Origin of the sequence: Nostoc sp. FACHB-892, assembly GCF_014698795.1 — a bacterium.
GTDB lineage: Bacteria > Cyanobacteriota > Cyanobacteriia > Cyanobacteriales > Nostocaceae > Nostoc.
On sequence record NZ_JACJTR010000003.1, the window covers coordinates 58,084 to 77,495 of the forward strand.

18 protein-coding genes are annotated in these 19,412 nt (G+C 40.6%); 13 read left to right on the forward strand and 5 right to left on the reverse strand.

Annotation, left to right across the window (positions count from 1 at the left end; translation table 11 throughout):
- Positions 1–66: 66 nt before the first annotated feature.
- Both H6G96_RS05090 and H6G96_RS05095 read right to left on the reverse strand, forming a co-directional pair.
- Positions 67–1,347 (reverse strand): VWA domain-containing protein, encoded by a 1,281-nt coding sequence (locus H6G96_RS05090; RefSeq protein WP_190910430.1) that lies wholly within the window; start codon positions 1,345–1,347, stop codon positions 67–69.
- A gap of 12 nt (positions 1,348–1,359) precedes the next feature.
- Positions 1,360–2,616 carry a VWA domain-containing protein gene (locus H6G96_RS05095; RefSeq protein ID WP_190910431.1) on the reverse strand — a complete coding sequence of 419 codons (1,257 nt, stop codon included), beginning with the start codon at positions 2,614–2,616 and terminating at the stop codon, positions 1,360–1,362.
- Between the two features lie 238 nt (positions 2,617–2,854).
- On the opposite strand from H6G96_RS05095, the gene H6G96_RS05100 reads away from it, so the two are divergent.
- From H6G96_RS05100 to H6G96_RS05110, 3 genes are all read left to right on the forward strand, one after another.
- Positions 2,855–3,517 (forward strand): ATP-dependent Clp protease proteolytic subunit, encoded by a 663-nt coding sequence (locus H6G96_RS05100; RefSeq protein WP_190910432.1) that lies wholly within the window; start codon positions 2,855–2,857, stop codon positions 3,515–3,517.
- A 125-nt stretch (positions 3,518–3,642) separates the two neighbouring features.
- A complete protein-coding gene (locus H6G96_RS05105; protein WP_190910433.1) occupies positions 3,643–4,254 on the forward strand; it encodes an ATP-dependent Clp protease proteolytic subunit in 612 nt (203 codons plus the stop codon).
- 241 nt (positions 4,255–4,495) lie between these two features.
- Positions 4,496–5,122 carry a J domain-containing protein gene (locus tag H6G96_RS05110; RefSeq protein WP_190910434.1) on the forward strand — a complete coding sequence of 209 codons (627 nt, stop codon included), beginning with the start codon at positions 4,496–4,498 and terminating at the stop codon, positions 5,120–5,122.
- A 138-nt stretch (positions 5,123–5,260) separates the two neighbouring features.
- Here H6G96_RS05110 and H6G96_RS05115 read toward each other — a convergent pair whose 3' ends face one another.
- Positions 5,261–6,460: a PLP-dependent aminotransferase family protein gene (locus H6G96_RS05115; RefSeq protein ID WP_190910435.1), complete on the reverse strand. Its 1,200-nt coding sequence runs from the start codon at positions 6,458–6,460 to the stop codon at positions 5,261–5,263.
- A 225-nt stretch (positions 6,461–6,685) separates the two neighbouring features.
- Between H6G96_RS05115 and H6G96_RS05120 the strand changes: the two genes are divergently transcribed.
- The 3 genes from H6G96_RS05120 (at position 6,686) to H6G96_RS05130 (ending at position 11,221) form a co-directional block, all read left to right on the forward strand.
- Positions 6,686–7,591 (forward strand): basic amino acid ABC transporter substrate-binding protein, encoded by a 906-nt coding sequence (locus tag H6G96_RS05120; RefSeq protein WP_347242181.1) that lies wholly within the window; start codon positions 6,686–6,688, stop codon positions 7,589–7,591.
- 181 nt (positions 7,592–7,772) lie between these two features.
- Positions 7,773–9,758, forward strand: a complete 1,986-nt coding sequence (locus H6G96_RS05125) for a serine/threonine phosphatase (protein ID WP_190910436.1) — start codon at positions 7,773–7,775, stop codon at positions 9,756–9,758.
- Between the two features lie 188 nt (positions 9,759–9,946).
- Positions 9,947–11,221 carry a protein kinase gene (locus H6G96_RS05130; protein WP_190910723.1) on the forward strand — a complete coding sequence of 425 codons (1,275 nt, stop codon included), beginning with the start codon at positions 9,947–9,949 and terminating at the stop codon, positions 11,219–11,221.
- Between the two features lie 224 nt (positions 11,222–11,445).
- Here H6G96_RS05130 and H6G96_RS05135 read toward each other — a convergent pair whose 3' ends face one another.
- Complete coding sequence (locus tag H6G96_RS05135; RefSeq protein ID WP_012407469.1) at positions 11,446–11,664, reverse strand: DUF4327 family protein; 219 nt, start codon at positions 11,662–11,664, stop codon at positions 11,446–11,448.
- Positions 11,665–12,413: 749 nt separating this feature from the next.
- Positions 12,414–13,673 (reverse strand): RNA-guided endonuclease TnpB family protein, encoded by a 1,260-nt coding sequence (locus tag H6G96_RS05140; protein WP_190910437.1) that lies wholly within the window; start codon positions 13,671–13,673, stop codon positions 12,414–12,416.
- A 36-nt stretch (positions 13,674–13,709) separates the two neighbouring features.
- Between H6G96_RS05140 and H6G96_RS05145 the strand changes: the two genes are divergently transcribed.
- From H6G96_RS05145 to H6G96_RS05175, 7 genes are all read left to right on the forward strand, one after another.
- Entirely contained in the window at positions 13,710–13,850 is a 141-nt protein-coding gene (locus H6G96_RS05145; RefSeq protein WP_190910438.1) for a ribbon-helix-helix protein, CopG family, read from the forward strand.
- Between the two features lie 279 nt (positions 13,851–14,129).
- Positions 14,130–14,519, forward strand: a complete 390-nt coding sequence (locus tag H6G96_RS05150) for a tetratricopeptide repeat protein (protein ID WP_190910439.1) — start codon at positions 14,130–14,132, stop codon at positions 14,517–14,519.
- Positions 14,520–14,665: 146 nt separating this feature from the next.
- Positions 14,666–15,646 (forward strand): hypothetical protein, encoded by a 981-nt coding sequence (locus H6G96_RS05155; RefSeq protein WP_190910440.1) that lies wholly within the window; start codon positions 14,666–14,668, stop codon positions 15,644–15,646.
- A gap of 13 nt (positions 15,647–15,659) precedes the next feature.
- Positions 15,660–16,403, forward strand: a complete 744-nt coding sequence (locus H6G96_RS05160; protein WP_190910441.1) for a methyltransferase domain-containing protein — start codon at positions 15,660–15,662, stop codon at positions 16,401–16,403.
- Positions 16,403–17,818: an FAD/NAD(P)-binding protein gene (locus H6G96_RS05165; protein WP_190910442.1), complete on the forward strand. Its 1,416-nt coding sequence runs from the start codon at positions 16,403–16,405 to the stop codon at positions 17,816–17,818. The genes H6G96_RS05160 and H6G96_RS05165 overlap by 1 nt, the downstream gene beginning before the upstream one ends.
- A 3-nt stretch (positions 17,819–17,821) precedes the next feature.
- Entirely contained in the window at positions 17,822–18,559 is a 738-nt protein-coding gene (locus H6G96_RS05170) for a class I SAM-dependent methyltransferase (protein ID WP_190910443.1), read from the forward strand.
- Between the two features lie 286 nt (positions 18,560–18,845).
- Positions 18,846–19,277 carry an FdtA/QdtA family cupin domain-containing protein gene (locus H6G96_RS05175; RefSeq protein ID WP_190910444.1) on the forward strand — a complete coding sequence of 144 codons (432 nt, stop codon included), beginning with the start codon at positions 18,846–18,848 and terminating at the stop codon, positions 19,275–19,277.
- The last annotated feature ends 135 nt before the right edge of the window (positions 19,278–19,412 follow it).

Sequence of the window (19,412 nt, forward strand, 5' to 3'; positions counted from 1 at the left end):
ATTTTTTATCGCTTTGCGCCTTGGCACGAAACTTTCATCCCGTCAATCAGCAACGCTGAATTTTTACTATTCTTGTAAAACAGTTTTTGATACAATCCTAGTTTTCTTAAGGTCTGCTTCGGAAAGTTCTTCGCCAGCTTGCAGGCGGGTAGCGGAGGTTTGCAACACTGTCGCTGCACCTTTATCTCCTATTTGTAAAGCGGTTTTAGCTGCTGTTTGTAGCATTGTAGCTGCACCAGTGCGATCGCCTTGTTGCAATTTCGCCTCGGCTAACTGGGTTTGGCGATATTTCGCTAATGCTAAAATAGACTGTTGTACCTGGGGATTAGACGCTGGTTGATATGCCCGCACTACATCTGCATACACCGACATCAAGGGCGAAAGCAAGCCTTGTTCGTTAACCAACGGGTCATCATAACGGATTTGCAGATGAGCGATCGCCTGTTTACCCTCTGGCAATTGTCCCAGATAAATGTTCGCCAAAACTACCCGTTCTACATCCTGCATCAAATCTCCCAAACGTACAGCAAAGCTACCATCAGCTTCGGGTTCCACTGGTAACTCGATTGTGTCTGGCGCAACTTGGGCAATGGGTTTAAGTTCTGCTAATCGCACATTGGGCACTAGAGATAACAGCAAATAGGCATTAGTTAGCCCAATAGACTGAATCCGTCCAAACAGTCGGCTAAATTGCTCCACAGCTTGTTCAGGGCGTTCAATATGAGTTAACGTCCCACCGCCAACATCGGCAATTTTTTCTAGCAAATCCTGATTCCAGTTATTGCCAAATCCGAAAGTGTTGATAGTTAGATTTAGCTTGACAGCCTTTTGCGCCAGTTTGAGACAGCGCTTGTTGTCATCTCGCCCGATATCCCACTTCCAAACCCGTAAACCGCTTTCACCATGCCCATCCGTCAGCAAAAACGCCTGGGAAACAGCGCCTCTTGTGCCCTTCATCAGTTCTGTAATTCCCAGTTCCAAACCTTCAGCGATCGCAGTACCGCCGCTAGCGCTGAGTTTGCTTTTTATTTGAGATTTGATGCTTTCGGGGTCTTCGATCGCTTGGTTAGGGATAATCACTTCCGCAGAACCGGAAAAAGCCACAACTGAGATGCGATCGCCTACTTTCAACCGATCTATTAATCCTTCCACTGCCTGGATCACCGTTTTAATTGGTTGTCCATGCATAGAACCACTTTTATCCAGAATCAAGCAGAGGTTAAGGGGCAGATTTTGGTCAAACTCATCAGCGATTGCAAAAATCGTCATTGCCAATTGACGTTGGCTACAAGTTTTAGCCACATCAACATTATTGTCATTTAACGCCGATAGCAATTTAACTTTCATCTAAACCTGAGTTTACTGGGGAGGGGTATCTTGCAAAACTGTTTTGGAGACAATTCTGGTTTTCTTGCGATCGCTTTCGGATAAATCTCCACCAGATTGTAGCTGGGTAGCAGAAGTTTGCAACACCGTTGCCGCCCCAGTATCTCCCATTTGCAGTGCAGTTTTAGCAGCCGTTTGTAACATTGTCGCCGCACCAGAGCGATCGCCCTGTTGCAATTTCGTTTCGGCTAGCTGGGTTTGGCGATACTTGGCTAATGCCAAAATAGACTGTTGCACCTGGGGATTCGGATCTGCTTGGTAGTTTTTCACTACATGGGCATAAACTGGGATATTTGGTGTAACTAAACCTATCTTGTTAGCGGCTGGATCATCGTAGCGGACTTGCACATTAGCGATCGCTTGTTCACCTGTTGGCAATTGTCCCAAATAAATATTAGCTAATATCACCCGTTCTGCATCTTTCATTAAATCTCCCAACCGCACAGCGAAACGTCCATCAGCTTCTTGTTGCAGTGGTAACTCAATTGTGTCTGGGGAAACTTGGGCTACAGGTTTGAGTTCCGCTAACCGGACATGGGGCATCAGGGATAATAGCAGATAAGCGTTAGTCAGTCCCACGGTTTGAATGCGGCTGAACAGGCGATTAAACTCATCCACTGCCTGATCGGGTTTTTGAATGTAAGATAAAGTACCTAAACCAGCATCAGCGATTTTTTCTAAAACATCTTGGTTCCAATTGTCACCAAATCCTAAAGTGTTCAAAGTCAAATTATAGCTAGCAGCCAATTGGGCGAATTTTAAACAGCGATTATTGTCACCGTGTTCATTTTCCCCATCAGTTAATAGGAAGGCTTGGGAAACAGTATCTTTTTTTCCCTTTGCCAACTCCTCAATCCCCAAGCGCAATCCTTCATCAATCGCAGTTCCACCATCGGCGGCTAGGCGGTTAATTTGATTTTTGATTTTTTCTGGATCTTCGACAGTTTGATTAGGTACTAAGACTTTGGCACGATGATCGAAAACTACAACACTAAGGCGATCGCCACGGTTGAGCCTATCTACCAGACGATTCGCGGCTTTTTTGACCGTTTCTAGCGATCGCCCATTCATAGAACCACTATGATCGAGAATCAAGCATAAATTTAGAGGCACATTCCGGTCTTGAGTCTCTGCGATCGCTGAAATCGAAATTCCCAACTGACGTTGACTATTCAGTTGATTCGCGTCCAAATTACCATCATTCAAGGCAGGCTGCAAACTAACCTTCATAACTCAAAGTCCTTATTCAGGATATACATATTAATAAATAACTTTAAAGCACCACTTTAGCTCTACGGAAAACCTATCCAACACAAATACATGAATATAATCAGAATATCTTAGAAGCCAAACATTGGCAGATGTGAAGCTGCCTGAAGCATTAGGGAGAAATCCGCACCTTGAGGAGAGCTATCATCGCGCTAGGATGTATTACAGTTAACGGCATAGTTTCAGGCGATCAGTTGCTATGGACATTTCCCCAATTAAGGCTGTTCAAGCCCCATATTACGGCGATAACTTTTACCGGACACCGCCGCCAGATTTACCTTCCCTCTTATTGAAGGAGCGAATTGTCTATCTGGGGATGCCACTGGTGCCTGCTGTCACAGAATTAATCGTGGCCGAGTTGCTGTTTTTGCAGTCCGACGACCCAGAAAAACCGATTAAAATCTATATCAACTCTACCGGCACTTCCGGTTACAGTGGCGAACCCATTGGCTTTGAAACCGAAGCCTTCGCCATCTACGACACAATGAGATATATCAAGCCTCCTATCCACACCATCTGCGTCGGTTCTGCGATGGGTATGGCAGCAATGCTCCTGAGTGCAGGTACAAAAGGTTGCCGCGCTAGTTTACCTCACTCCTCGATTATCCTGCATCAGCCTAAGAGCTACGCCCAAGGACAAGCAACGGATATTCAAATTCGTGCTAGGGAAGTTTTGGTAAACAAAGGGGCCTTAGTTGATATCTTGCATCGCACTACTGGACAGCCTCCAGAAAAAATTACTAAAGATATGGATCGGCTGTTATATATGACACCCTATGAAGCAAAGGAATACGGGCTTATTGACCGAGTTTTTGAGAAAGAAGAACTCGCAAATCCTCCACTTCCTGCCAGTGTCCTTTAATTTAGTTATGAGTTATGAGTTATGAGTTCTTGAAAACTTCTCACTCCTAACTTCCAACTCCTAACTTTCAACTCCTCACTCCTAACTCTCCCACCGTCCGCAAATTATTAAAAACGGAGTAAATTATGCCTATAGGCGTTCCTAAAGTTCCTTACCGGATGCCCGGAGGACAATATACAGATTGGATTAGCATCTACGATCGCCTTTACCGGGAACGGATTATATTCTTGGGGCGAGATGTTGATGATGAAATTGCCAATCAAATTATCGCTGTGATGCTGTATCTGGACTCAGATGATCCAGGTAAAGATATTTATTTATACATTAATTCCCCCGGTGGAATGGTCACTTCTGGCATGGCTATTTTTGACACCATGCAACATATCAAATCAGATGTAGTGACTATTTGCGTCGGTTTAGCGGCTTCAATGGGGTCTTTCCTGTTGGCTGCTGGCACCAAAGGCAAACGGCTAGCATTGCCTCACTCACGGATTATGATTCACCAGCCTTCAGGTGGCACTCGTGGGCAAGCAAGCGATATCGAGATTGAAGCTAGAGAGATTCTGCGGATTCGTCACCAACTCAATGGCATTTATGCCGATAAAACCGGTCAGACCATAGAAAAGATTGAAAAAGATATGGATCGTGACTTTTTCATGTCTGCCGAAGAAGCAAAACAATACGGTTTAATTGACCGTGTGATTGAAGAACGAACCTCTATAGTAGCAGGGGAGTAGGGAGTAGGGAGTAGGGAGTAGGGGGGATGAGGGAGATGAGGAAGCAGGGGGAGCAGGGGAAGAATTATAACTCCTAAGTCCCCATTCCCGATTCCCGATTCCCCATTCCCCACTCCCTTCCCTAAAGAAATTGTCAACATTGAACTTTAAAATATCAAATTAGCCCTTATTATTAATAGTTCAGGCTGAAAGCTCATAGCTAATAGCCTCTAGCTGGATATTCGATAGCTCATAGCTCAAGATGGATCTTGGAGATTGCTACCGTTTACTAGGTTTAAGATCGGGAGCCTCTTTTGCTGACATCAAATCGTCTTATCGGCGATTAGCACAGCAATATCATCCCGATATCAACCCAGATGACAACAAAGCCAAAGATAAGTTTATTGCGTTAACAGAGGCGTACAAACTCCTGCTGACAGTGGTACTGCCAGAGGAAACTGCCGTACATTCAAGTCAGGTGTCAACATCTGGTGGGCGTGATCACGCTAGGGCAACGCATAGGCAGAAAACACCAGTAACAACGGTGACAAGCCAAGAACCAGGAAAAGCAAGGCCGCCTAATCTGTTGGAAATAGAAGAACGGCTGAAGTGGAAGACTTATGAGCAATTGCAGCGATTTTTGCAAGAAAGACGATTTCCGCAAGCGATCGCCCTGGCGGAAGCTTTAGCAGATCGTTTGTCAACAGATGCAGAAGTCCGTCAATGGCTAGCGATCGCTTATCAAATTTGGGGACGGGCGTTAATTTCTGAAAAGCAACTGCTCAAAGCCAGAATTTATCTCAAAAAAGCTCTGAAAACAGACCCCCATAATAAAAGTCTCTGGTACGAAGTGCAGCGAGATTTCCAACGATTAGAACAAATTTTTTAAAGTTTACAAAATTTAAAATTTCGTTTCCAGGTCAAAGAAGCAAATGCTTTTGTTGCGGTTCTGCTGCTTAGACGCTATGCGAGAGCCTCCCAAAGAGCATTCCCAGTCTGAGACTGGGAACGAATTACGAATTACGAATTACCGCAATTCGTGCAAAACTGCTCCTAATGTAGCGATTCCCTCAACAATCTTCTGTGTTGGTTGAAAGCTAAAAGCTAACCTGAAGGCATCATCCCCCTGTCCATTGGCGTAGCAGCGAGTCCCTGGTAGAAAACTGATGCCGTGTTCATTGGCAGCCATAAGGAGGGCTTTGGCGCTGATATCTGGTGGCAATTTACACCAAACAAAGAAGCCGCCATCGGGACGCAGAGCAACTACATCACTGGGAAACTCTAAGGCGATCGCTTCTAACAACAAATTACACTTATGTTTGTAGCAGGCAATTAACTCCTGAATATGATTCTCTAATTTGCCTGTGGCACAATAACGAGCGACTACATGGCTAACAAATGGCCCCACAGGCCCCTCACTTTTGAACATTGCCAGCCGTTCAATAATCGCTGGATCGCCACAAGCCCAGCCTAGCCGGATACCAGGCGCAATAATTTTCGAGAAGGTACTCACATATAAAACCCACCCCTCTTGGTCGAGAGTTGCCAGGGGGGGCATAGTTTCTCCTTGAAAGCGTAAATCGCTATAAGCATCGTCTTCCACCACCAGAACGCCATACTCAGCCGCTAATGCTACCAGTTTTTGGCGGCGAAATAACGGCATAGTAACGCCTGTGGGATTATGAAAGGTGGGAATAGTATAAATAAATCGGGGTCGAATACCCTGTTTTTTTAAATCCTTTAATGTCACTTCTAAAGCATCTACATCCATCCCCAACTCATCCACAGGAATAGTAATTATGCGTGCGCCAGCGTGGACAAATCTAGCAACTACTCCTAAAAAGGTTGGCCCTTCCACAATTACTACATCACCAGGTTCCACAAACACATCTGGTAGCAAGCCGAGAATCTGACCAGAACCATAGCCAATGATCAGGCGATCGCGATCGGCAGTGATTCCTTTAGCCTGCAAACGGAGGATAATTTGCTCATACAGTTGAGCTGAAGGTGGGCCGTAATTGAGGGCGATCGGAGCCTCTTCTGCCAGCACAATGGCACTTGCAGCAGCCAAGTCAGCATGAGGAAATAGAATTGGGTCAGCTAGACCATAGGCAAAGCTGACAGTGACGATTTTGCTTAACTCTGTACCGTAGGTTGGTGGTGCGAGGTTTTTTGCTCGTTCGGCGAACAAATCAGTAATTCGGTAAGTAGGGGTGGTAGAAACCATAAATAATTCAAAATTGGGAGTCAGAATACGGAATACACAAGAAGACAATTGGCGAAATGTCAGATCAAAAGCTTTCTTTGATCTAAACTTTTCACTAGAGTGGGGTCTTAAACTTTCGCTAGTCGCCTAGAATTCATGGTGGATTCTGGTGCTGACCGATGTATTCTTTTTTATAACATCATGACAATTATCGTGAATATTGACTGATAGAACGGGATTACTACAGTGAAATTAATTAACTTCAAGTGGCAGCAGCTAATTCTAAGCTTAGGCTCTTTGCTACTGATTATTGCCTGTAAAAGTTTCTATCCCACCAATAATCTAGATGCTATACCTCTTAGGGTGGCGACAGATCCCACCTTTGTCCCTTTTGAAATCCAAAGGGCTAGCGGTAACTTGGAAGGTTTTGATATTGATTTGATGAATGCGATCGCTAAAGTAGCAGGTTTTGCAGTCCAGTTTGAAAGTCTTCCCTTTGATGGCATGATCTCGACCTTGCAAGCTAAAAGAGTCGATGCAGCAATTAGCGGAATCACCATTACTGCTGAACGCTTGAAAACAATTGCTTTTTCACGACCTTATTTTAAAGCCGGACTAGCGATCGCTGTCCGCGAAGATAACCAAAATATTAAAGACTTCAATAGTCTCAAAGGTAAAAAAATTGCTGTACAAATTGGTTCAACTGGGGCAAATTTTGCCAAAACCATCCCCAACGCCAAAATTAGTACTTTTAATTCTGGGCCAGAATTTTTCCAAGACTTGCTCAACGGCAATGTTGATGCTGTGGTTAGTGATGCTTTCGCAACTTTATATGCGATTAAAAATGGCAAACTCAAAGGTATCAAAGTTGTTGCCGATCTGCTCACTGAAGAATACTACGGGATTGCTACACCTAAAGACTCACCCCATTTGGATGCAATTAACAAAGGTATAGCGACTTTGTTATCCAATGGCACTTACAAGCAAATTTATCAAAAATGGTTTCATGCTGAACCTCCGCAATTGCCAGACTCTTGGCATGGGACAAGAGGACTTGGGGACAAGGAGAATTGGGGACAAGGGGAAAGAGTTCTTTCAAGTTCTCACCTCTTGTCCTCTTGTCCCCCTGTCTCCTCTACTCCCTATTTATAAGGAATTGGATACCAATATATTAAATATTTATCTAATATACGTCACAATTAATACTGCCACCAAAATTCATTGATAAACTACAATCTCTTATAAGTCTACTGTAGTCAGGGACAGCCAATTGTGGCACCTTGGATCTTAGTGGCTAGAAGCACCTTGGAACGGGAATAAAGGAACTTCCACTATGCTGATTTGCCCTCAGTGTAAATTTGAAAACCCCAATAGCAACAAATTTTGCCAAAGCTGTGGCACATCCCTGACTCACAAGGTTTGTCCTGAATGCAGTACTGATGATGTACCTGTGAATGCACTACGTTGTCATAACTGTGGCACGGAATGTGGAACAGTGTTTTGGGCAATTATTTCTAAGGAAACGAATGGGGAAACTTTGGGAGTAGGGGGAGATGAGGGAGATGAGGGAGATAAGGGAGTAATATCTTCCTTTCCTCTATCTCCTAGTTCTCAGATTGCATTAGGCTCCTATTTAGACTCCCAAGAACGTTATCAATTATTAGATCCACTACCCGCCCAAACGGAAACTGCCACCATTACTGATGTAGGTGTGAGAGTTCTAGACTGTCAGCCGTATCAAATATCACCCATTGAGGCAATACTAGCAAGTCAGCAATCAGATTTGCTAACGTCATCAGTGGAAGCAAGTGGAATTCCTGACTTTGCTAAAGTTTATATTGCCTTAGAATCCCAAGGTCATCGGGGGATACCGCCGATTCACGATACATGGCAGCAGGGAGATATGCAGGTTGTCATCATCGAGAATCGCTCACATTGGCAGCCTTTACTCGAACTGTGGCAAGAAGAAAGGACAAGTTCATTAAAAATTTTACACTGGTGTTATGAAATGACCCAACTTTGGGCATTATTGGAACCAGTAAATTGTCGTCAAAGCCTGTTAGATTTGGCAAATTTGCGATTGGATGAAGACCAAACGCTGGCGCTACAAAGATTATATGTGGAACCATCGAATTTTCAACCTGTCACCGAGTCGCCAGAAGATGCCCAAGCCCAAACATCTGCTATTCCAGAGGAACCGTTAACCATCCAAGCTTTGGGGCGGGTTTGGCAAGCGCTATTTAGGCAATCTCAACGAACTCAATTTGGCTCTGTAGTGCAGATGTTGGGGGATTTAGAGGTAGGTAAAATACAGACGATCGCACAGTTGCGATCGTGCTTGGAGGAAATCTCTATTGAATTGGAAGCACTAGGAACCGCAACTTCGCCCCCAATAAAGGAGAATAATACTGCTGTGCCCACTACTATCGTGCAATCAGATGAGCCAGAAGATATGATCAGCAAAACTGATGATATGCCAACTGTTGTACTGGCGATGCAGTTAAGTAGCTTAGAAGATGCAGGACGCACAGATGTGGGGCGTCAGCGTCATCATAACGAAGACTACTTTGGTATTGAAACCAAAATTCAGAAGTTGGAGTTCCCTAAAAGTCGAGTTGTGCAAGGACATGGTTTGTATATTCTCTGTGACGGTATGGGTGGACACGCTGGTGGCGAGATCGCCAGTGAGTTAGCAGTCAACACCCTACGGCAATACTTTCAAGAACATTGGATTACCAACCAACTGCCAACAGAAGATAGCATTCGTGAGGCAGTGTATTTAGCGAATGAGGCGATTTATAAGCTAAATCAACAAGATGCCCGTTCTGGAGTGGGGCGCATGGGTACAACTTTGGTAATGCTCTTAATTGAAGATACTCAAGCAGCAGTTGCTCATGTGGGAGATAGCCGTCTCTATCGGTTAACGCGCAAGCAGGGGCTAGAACAAGTCACAGTAGATCACGAAGTTGGGCAACGGGAAATTAACCGAGGTGTGGAAGCAAGCATAGCTTACGCCCGCCCGGATGCCTACCAACTCACCCAAGCTTTGGGCCCTCGTGACGAAAACTCGATTAATCCCGATGTAGGCTTTTTCGATATCAATGAAGATACTCTTTTGTTGTTGGCATCAGACGGTCTATCAGATAATGATTTACTAGAAACCCATTGGCAGACTCACTTAGAACCGTTACTTAGTTCTGGCGCTAACTTAGAACGGGGTGTTACTGAGTTAATTGATTTGGCGAACCAACACAATGGTCATGACAACATTACTGGTATACTTATTCGGGCAAAAGTGCGCCCAAATTTAGAAAGTTAGAAAAATGGGGAGTGGGGAATGGGGGAAATGAGGGAGATGAGGGGGATGTAGCTTTAGCTTCCCGCAGGGTGGGAGATGAGGAAGAAAGAACCAATGCCCAAAGCCCAATGCCCAATGCCCCATTCCCCATGCCTAATGCCCAATACCCAATACCCAGTCTCCAGTCCCCTTACCTTATAGGTTGTATCGTGGTTAGTCTGACCCTGTTAGAACCGCAACAGAAAACGCCCCTCCACCAGTGGTGCTTTGAGAACTCTTCCATAATTCGCATTGGTCGAGCAGCAGATAATCACGTTGTTTTAACTGATAGTTTAGTTTCGCGGCATCATCTAGAACTGAGACAAGTAGATTCTGCTGATAATGGCGGTGGTTGGCGGCTGATTAGTCAGGGTACTAACGGGACTTTCCTTAACGGTGTCCTGGTGATTCAAAGTCCGTTACCAGATAATTCCCTTTTGCAACTGGCACAGGGAGGCCCAATACTGCAATTCCGAATTCAGGAGGTAACAGTACTGGAAATTAGTGTGCGATCGCAGCAACAAATCCAAGTTCCAGAAGAAAACGCGGTTGCAACACTCCACTCAGCCCAAGGTAGATCCACTTGCACCCATGAAGGCAATTCCCCAAACAATCTATTCTGCATCCACTGCGGCCAACCTCTCTCAGTGCAACAGAAAATTCGCCATTATCAGGTGTTGCAAACTCTTGGACAAGGAGGTATGGGTACTACTTATCTGGCTTGGGATGCGGCTGGCTTGATTGCGGGTATGCCACAACTGCTGGTGTTGAAGCAAATGAATGCTGATATGGTAAGAATTGCCAAAGCTCAAGAATTATTTGAGCGTGAGGCGCATACTCTCAAATCTCTTAACCATCCGGGAATTCCCAAGTATTACGACTTCTTTGTAGAAGACGGAAAAAAATACTTGGCAATGGAACTAATCCACGGACAAGATTTAGAGAAACGTGTCTATACTACTGGGCCAGTTACGCCAAACCAAGCGATCGCTTGGATGATGCAAACCTGCGATATTTTAGAATATCTTCATAGCCAAGAGCCTCCACTGATTCACCGCGATATTAAACCCGCTAACCTGATGGTGCGAAGTTCTGTAAATCGCATAGTAGTGCTAGATTTCGGCGCAGTTAAAGAAATTGGCACTGTCCCCGGTACTCGGATTGGTGCAGAAGGTTATTGCGCTCCTGAACAAGAACGAGGACAACCTTTGACTCAATCTGATTTGTATGCAATTGGGCCAACGCTGATTTTTTTGCTCACAGGCGAAAACCCGTTCAAGTATTACCGCCAAAGGGGGCGAAACTTCAGGTTTGATGTGGCAAAAGTTCCCACGATTAGTTCCCAATTAAGAGATGTGATTGATCGCGTTACAGAACCATTGCCACGCGATCGCTATCAAACGGCCAAGGAATTAGCTGCGGCGTTAGCTGGTTGCCAAGTTTAGGGGGTAGAGAGTTAGGAGTTAGGAGTTAGGAGTTAAAATTTTTCCCCTGCTTCCTCATCCCCCTCATCTCCCTCATCTCATGTCCGCCAACTTACCCATAATAAAAGAACCCCACCCCCAACCCCTCCCCGCAGGCGGGGAGGGGAGACAAAGCGTAGCTTTGACGGGGTGGGGTTCCGGGTATTATGCTTAATTGTGCGGACATCATATCATTCTCCTATTCCCTACTCTTCATCCCAAGTTTCTACAGCTAGCAATTCACTAACTGGGTCTTGCATACTAAAGCCAAAGTCAAGCAGTTCCTGTTTCCAGTGCTGCCATTCATTACCGTAGAGCAAAGCGATTTTCCAGATGCTATCGCTTGGCTTGATAATATTCGATTCTATGAGTGATTGCACATTACGCTGCAATTTCACCATTGGGTGAATCACTTGCTGAGTCATAACCTCGATTGAATTCAGATTTTGTTGGTAAATACTTGATTAAAACTGCTTCCCATTCTGCAATTGTTGCTGGATCGTAGAGTGGTGTAATTTTTGGTAAAGCTAGTCTTAACTTTTTAACTATACCATAACAAACTCTACTAAATTACTGGTAAATCCAGTTTTGTACGGTAATTACCACCACAAAACTCCAATTTTACCAAGCAGTCCTTAAACTTTTTGCAGAAGCTGGGCAGAGGTAGAGGGGGAAGAGGTGAAAGAGTAAGGGATGCTTTTGTTTCCCCTTTTCTTTTTACTCTTAACTTTTACCCTTTCTCCACTAGAGTGCAACAGTACCTTTTGTCATAGATATATTGTAGACACCGAGCGGAATAATTAGCCGTTTGGGAAGTTGCACTAAGAAGTCTGACTAAGGACGAGTGGGAAAATTCTATTTGTTTTAATCACAAAAAATATGTGTGCTTGTTGAAGAACGCATAGAATATGGGCTTGTTTGAAAGTTTTTGAATTACAGAGAGATTCGCAATTGAGTAGAAATGTCTACTGTTATTAATCTATTTAAACGTTATTTACAATATCGCAAACATCTAGCATTAGGCATAATCATCGCAAATCTTTATATAATTTTAACCTTCTCCTTAAAAAAGTAAGACCTGGAGGCTTGCTCTGTTTAGGTGCAGGAGAGGATTTTGCTTTGAAGTATAGGAGCGATGCCTACGGCGGTAAACTACGCGTGACAACTCTCACCGCTAACTGCAAGCAGTGTAGCGGGAGCATCTCAGATTCACATAAGAGACTTGCTGCTTCACAGGCTGACTGCTGTCTAAGCCTCCACAGCCAGGAATCGGTAGTCCAATCGACCCACGCTTTAAAAGATTTAATGCGCTGTTCCAATCACGGTCAATGACCAATCCACAAGAACAACTATGAACACGGATTGCAAGGGTTTTCTCAACCCTCTCACCACAACTCGAACAATTGATACTAGTTCCTCTGGGGTCAACTCCAAGCGTCAGCTTGCCGCGTCTTACCGCTACTGCTTGCATAATTTGAAGGAATGCACCCCACGCAACATCTAGTATCGATTTAGCTAATCGTGTCCTAGCTAAACCTCTAATATTTAAGTTTTCAAAAACAATTAAGTCATAAGAGTTAACCAACCAATGAGCAACTTGATAATGAAACTCTTTCCTTTGTCTTGCAACGTGCAAATGAGTAAGTGCAACCTTCTTAGCCTGTTTTTGGTAGTTTTTAGACCCATGTTTTTTACGTGCAAGCTTGCGCTGCTGACGGGCTAATTTAGATTGTGCCTTGCGATAATATTGCGGAACTTCAATACTTTGTCCATCAGCAGTAGTTAAAAACTTTTCTAACCCTACATCTATGCCAGTGGTAGTTTTAACCTCATCAATCGGCAACAATTCAGGTACAGTTTTATCCTCAAGAGAAAAGCTGACATACCATCCATCAGCTTTGCTTAAAATTGTTGCTTGCTTAATTTCAAATCCGTCAGGGATCGGACGGTGTAAGATGACCTCAATCTCACCAATTTTGGAAAGCTTGAGGGTATTACCTGTTAAATGTGCGCCTGCTTTGGGTGAATTAACACGCGGAAAAGTGAACGAGGAAATATCACCACGCTTTTTGAATCGTGGCTTGCCTCCTCTCTTACCTTTCTTATCAGGTATTAGCCATCGTTTCCACGCCTTGTCCAACCGCATCAGGTTTTGTTGTTGGCAGTCGACGTAAATGTTTTTGTAGTCGGGGAATAACTCTTTAGTTTGTTTAAGGTTTGACGCTTGTGTATAGTAATCAGGTTTATCTGGTATCTCACCAATTGGTTCACATACTAAACTGCATCGGTCAATTTGTGACCTTGTACGTCTTAACCAATCCAACCTCTCGCCTAGTGCGTAGTTCCAATGACGACGCAGCAACTCGCCCCAAGTCTCAAGAATGACAACTTGTTCGGAAGTAGGGTTGAGTTTGAACTGATAAGTTAGTAGCATATAACTATTGTACAGCATTAATCCGTACTTTTGTATATGACTACTCGCATAGATATTAGGCTTCCAGAGCAAGAGTTAGAAATATTAAGAACTTATTGCCAAGAGCAAGATAGAACTCAAACAGAGGTAATCCGTGAATTCATTCGTAGTCTTAAAAAGAAAATCAAAAACCAATAATTTGGTAAAAACAAGGGCATCTAACCCTTGTTTTTACCCCTCCTATCCCCCTCACCGCCAATTGGAGACCAATGTGGCGGGAGTACCCCGGAGGTCTAGATGGCAAAATTCTCAGTACAGCATAAGCTCTCCATAAAGTTCTCTCGTCCTCAGAGTCAGCCTTTAAAGTTTGTGTAAAAAATTTCCAGTTTAAGATGTTAGTTTCTATTGGGCAGATGGGTAACCTCATAACGGGAGGGTTGCTGATACCTAAGCATTTATAGCAGCAATAATTGATACATGGCTGGTTCAGGGGAAGAATACCTAATCGCCCGCAAAAAGCAGATTGGGCGGCGACAAAAGATTTTAACGATAGTGTCGATGTTCTCGTTTTTTAGTTCTACGGTATTTGCAGTCATTCCAGCAATACAACAGGCTAGTCAACCTAAGCCAGCAATTGCGTCTCCTTCTGCTGAGTCAGTGTTACAGCAACAGGCGCGGGGTTATGAACTGGTTTTGCAACGAGAACCAGAAAACCAACTTGCTTTAGAGAAACTGTCTTTGCTGCGGTTGCAATTGAAAGATGCTAAAGGTGCGATGGAACTTTTGGAGAAGTTGGTGAAGTTGCACCCCGAACGGCAAGATTATAAAACTGTTTTGGTACATGCAAAGAAGAAAACGGAGGAGTAACAGCTTTCCTTCTTCTCAAGTATTTATCGTCGTGAAAGGCTATTAACTAAGAGTAGCTAAAAAAACAAGTTGACACAGCCTTAGAGGGTTGAGTATGCACCAAAAACGGCTACAGAAAGTTATTCATATTTTAATCATAAAAAATAATGAGCAGACACTTTATTTTACCTATAGATGATAAATATGAAATTAAGGTAAATTACTTTATCGAGAGCGTAGCAAATCATATCTTCAATACTTCTGATTTTTTTTATATCCATCAAACTGATCGGGCTTTCTATTTTCAATTATGTAAAAAAAATTCTGAGATTGTATTGGGTACAATACATTTTACAGAAATTGCCTCTGATTTATTCAAAAGTCCAGCAAAAGGAACATTTGGAGGATTTGTAATTCAAGAAAATATCGAGTTCAATATTTATGAGCAGTTTATTATAACTATTAATAATTATTTATGGCGTATAGGTGCTAAAAAAGTAGAAGTTATAATGCCACCTATGTGTCATAATACATCTTTGTTTTCTCTCACGTATAATATTATGATAAGGCTGGGTTATGCAGTCACAAATCATGAGCTTAATTATGATTTAGTTGTGGATGATAGATGCTTTTCGGCAAAAATTAATCATGGCAATAGAAAAAGGTTGAATAAATGTTTAAGAGAGGGACTTACAGCCAAAGAACTTGATTATTCAGTTTACGATCAAGCTTATTCTATTATCTTAGAAAATAGGATAAGGCGAGGATTCATATTTTCAATGAACTATGAACAAATTTTGAAAATGGTTTATACGTTTCCCGAAAAAATAAAATTTTTTGGTGTATTTAATAAAGATGTAATTGTATGTAGCAGTATATGTGTGGTAATTAATCCTTTCATACTTTATGTTTATGCTTGGGGTGATATAGATAATATGCAAAATTATAGCCCAATAACACTTCTAGCTAATTATATATATGAATATGCTCAGAAAAAAGCTTTTCAACTCATTGATCTTGGTACATCAACAGTTTTAGGAGAACCCAATATTGGCTTGATGCAATTCAAAAAAAATTTAGGATGTCAAGAGTCTCTAAAATTATCTTTCTCAAAAGATTCTAAAATAATGATTACAGAGAATCAATAAACTTATAAAATTTATGGAAATTCGAGATTTTAAAAAGTACTACGAAGATTATCTTAGTCTCCCTTTTGAAGAAATTCAAATCTCTTATAGAAGAAAGAAAGTACTGGAATATTTGGGGCCATCTAAGTCTCAAAAAATATGCGAAATTGGTTGCGGTTTAGATCCTTTATTTAACTATATAAACAGTTTTGAAAGTATACACATTGTTGAACCGATATTGGAATTTTATGAAAATGCTTGTGGGATGGCTAAGAGTAAAAGTAATATCACAATACATTTAGGCAAATTAGAAGAGAACATTGCTTCTCTTTCCAAAGAAAAATTTGATTATATTGTCATGAGTAGTCTTTTACATGAAGTTGGAAATCCAGAAAATTTATTAAGGGCTGTTAATAAAATAAGTTGTGATAATACTGTAATCCATATTAATGTTCCAAACGCAAAATCATTTCACCGCATATTAGCTTACGAAATGGGTTTAATAAGTAATCTTTTTGAAAAATCTGCTACCCAAAATAAAATGCAACAATTTAAAACTTTTGATTTGGAAAGTTTAAAATCTTTCGTAATTAGTCATGGCTTTTCTGTAATTGAATCTGGATCTTACTTTGTTAAGCCTTTTACTCATGAGCAAATGCAAAAAATGTATGCTCAGAATATTCTTACAAAAGAAATTTTGAATGGGTTATATCTGATGGTTAAATATATGCCAGAAATGGGTTCTGAGATTTTTGTTAACGTTAAGGCAAATAAATAATGGAAAGACAAGCTACAATCATAGGAAATAATATTTCTAGTCTAGTAGCTGCAATTGCCTTAGCAGATCAAGATTGGAAAGTAAAGATAATAAACTCGTTATCTAGTTGGGGCGGGCATTTTGGTGGTTTAACATTTCACAATGAACCTTTTGATTGTGGCATGACGTTTTTTGAATTCGATTCGTTTCATCAGGAGCAATCTAACGAGGTTTTGAATTATAATCCCAATTTACGAAATGATTCTGGAAGATTTACTTCTTTAATAAAAAATTATGTAAGTGATTTAATAACAACAAAAGTAGTTCCTCAACCTAAAATGTTTTTTAATGGGGAAATATTTGGTGATTTGATGATTTCTAATAACCTAAGTGTTTTTCAAAAGCTTAGTATTGGAATTAGAGAAGCTATTCAAAAAGAACTTTTAGAAATAACAATAAATCCTAACACTTCACTTCATGCTAAGAATAAACTTAAAAATAATTTATTCTTTACTAATAACTTTAACGCAATATCGTTGGCAAATCAGGGCAAAACTTTTCACAATCTTTTTATTGAATCTTTTTGTAAAAAAGTCATATATAAAAATACTGCGGATTTTTTAGGAATTTATCATAGAGGTGTATGGCTACCACTTTACTACCCTGAGACTATTTTATCTCAGTTTGAAATAGCGCCACAAATTTTAAAATCTACAGAATTTTATTATCCATATGAGGGATATGCAGGTACTTTTGTTAATGCTTTATTAATGAAAGCTAAGGATAATACTAGAATTCATATTGAAAATACAACTATAAAATCTCTCATTTTTAATGGTTGTTATCAATTACAGTTAGCTAACGATCATTTTGTTGAGACTAATAATCTTGTGTGGGGCTTAGAACTATTTCCACTTATCAAACTTATTCAAGGAAATCAGCAGCTATTAAATTATGATAAAGCATCTATAAGCATTTGTTTTGTAGGAATTTTAAGTAATGTTATAAATAGGCAATTTAGCACCTTATTTATTTTGGATAAAGAATTTATTTCTTATAGAGTAACTAATCAAAATATATGTTCGCAAAGCGGATCGCTTATCACTAAAATAGTGGTAGAATTTAATACTGATTTTGCAATATCAATAGGAGTTATAGATGAAGCACAAATCAAAACTAGAGTAGAATCTGAATTAATTAAATTACATATTATAGAATCAAATACTGATATTCAGTATTTTTATTGCAAGCACTGGAAACATTCTTTAATGATTCCCAGCCAAAATAGTTATGAGTGCTTCAATACCGAGAAATCTATGGTATTAAGAGAATTTCCAGATATTAAAGTTCTCGGAAATGGTTCTGGTTTTATGTCGTCATCTTTAAATGATCAAATAATCCAGGGCTTACAGGTTGCTAAACAAATGGAGATTTAAAAAATGGGAATATCAAAAGAAGAACTAAATAAAATTGCTTTAGATTACCACATGAATGAAAAAATTCCAGACAAATATATAGAAGATTTGGGACAGATATATACTATTGAATGGGTTAAAAAACACCTTCAGGGAAAAACACAAATTCTCGAATTAGGATATGGTGAAGGTATTTTTACGAATGCTTTAGTACATGATAATTATAACGTGACCTTAGTTGAGGGATCTTCTGTTCTAATAAATAAAGCAAAAGAAAAATTTGGTCAAAAAGTTGATTATGTTCATTGCTTATTTGAAGACTACGTGCCAGTCAGAAAATTCGATGCAATTTTAGCACTGCACGTTTTAGAACATATTGATCAACCTAGAGTTTTATTAAAGCAAATGAAACAATGGATTAACGATGATGGTGTAGTAATAACTATTGTACCCAATAAAAATTCTATTCATAGGAAACTGGCTGTAATCATGGGTTTACAACCCGCATTAGATACTTTAAGTCAAAGAGACTTATTGGTGGGACATCAGAGAGTATATTCTCTGGAAACGCTTGAAGCAGATATAAAAGCTACCGATTATCATGTGGTAGATTCAACAGGTTTTTTTCTGAAAGTTCTACCAAATTCTATGATGCTTGAATATTCTCAAGATTTATTGAGGGCATTAAATGAAGTATCAAATTGTATTCCCAAAGATTTATTAGCCAATATTGGCGTAGCAGCACAAATTCAAAAGAAATAATTAGCAACATCATGAATATATCTAGATGTAAGATTATTGAGCTTCCCAAAATTCAGGACTCTCGCAGAAACTTAACTTTTGTTGAAACTGATAAACATATCTCATCTCATTAAGCATCTTCAGCAGTGATTAATATTGAAGCAGCACGTTATTTCGGCTGTCTAATTTTGGTAGTCGCTTATGGTATCCGAACCAAAACTTATCTTGCTTCATTGTCTCTAGATTTTATTGGTTCTAATCTAAGAGATATCAATTTAAAAAGTTTTTTAATTATTAACCTAGCATCATGAGTATTGAACAATGCCGTATTATTCATCTACCAAAGGTACAAGATCCGCGAGGTAATTTAACATTTATAGAAGGTAACAAGCATATTCCTTTTGATCTCAAGAGAGTTTATTATCTCTACGATGTTCCTGGAGGAGCAGAGAGAGGGGGACACGCTCATAAACAATTACAACAGCTAATCATTGCTATGTCTGGTAGTTTTGATGTGGTTTTAGATGATGGACATGGCAAATGGCGTTTTCCTCTAAATCGCTCTTATTACGGTCTTTATATCAGTTCTATGGTTTGGCGAGAACTAGATAATTTCTCATCGGGTTCTGTTTGTATGGTTTTAGCATCCACCTACTACGAAGAATCTGACTACTATCGTGATTATGATGAATTTATAAAAGCTGTAAGGATCATAGACAATGGAAGTTCCATTTCTTGATTTAAAATCTCTTTATTTGGAATTAAAATGAAAATGCAATTAAGGCTTTAATTAACTATCCTAATGTAATGCGCCTCATTTATCAGATGTTTATGCAGAATAGTTAGGAATCAATTGGCAAATCAATAGTTATCA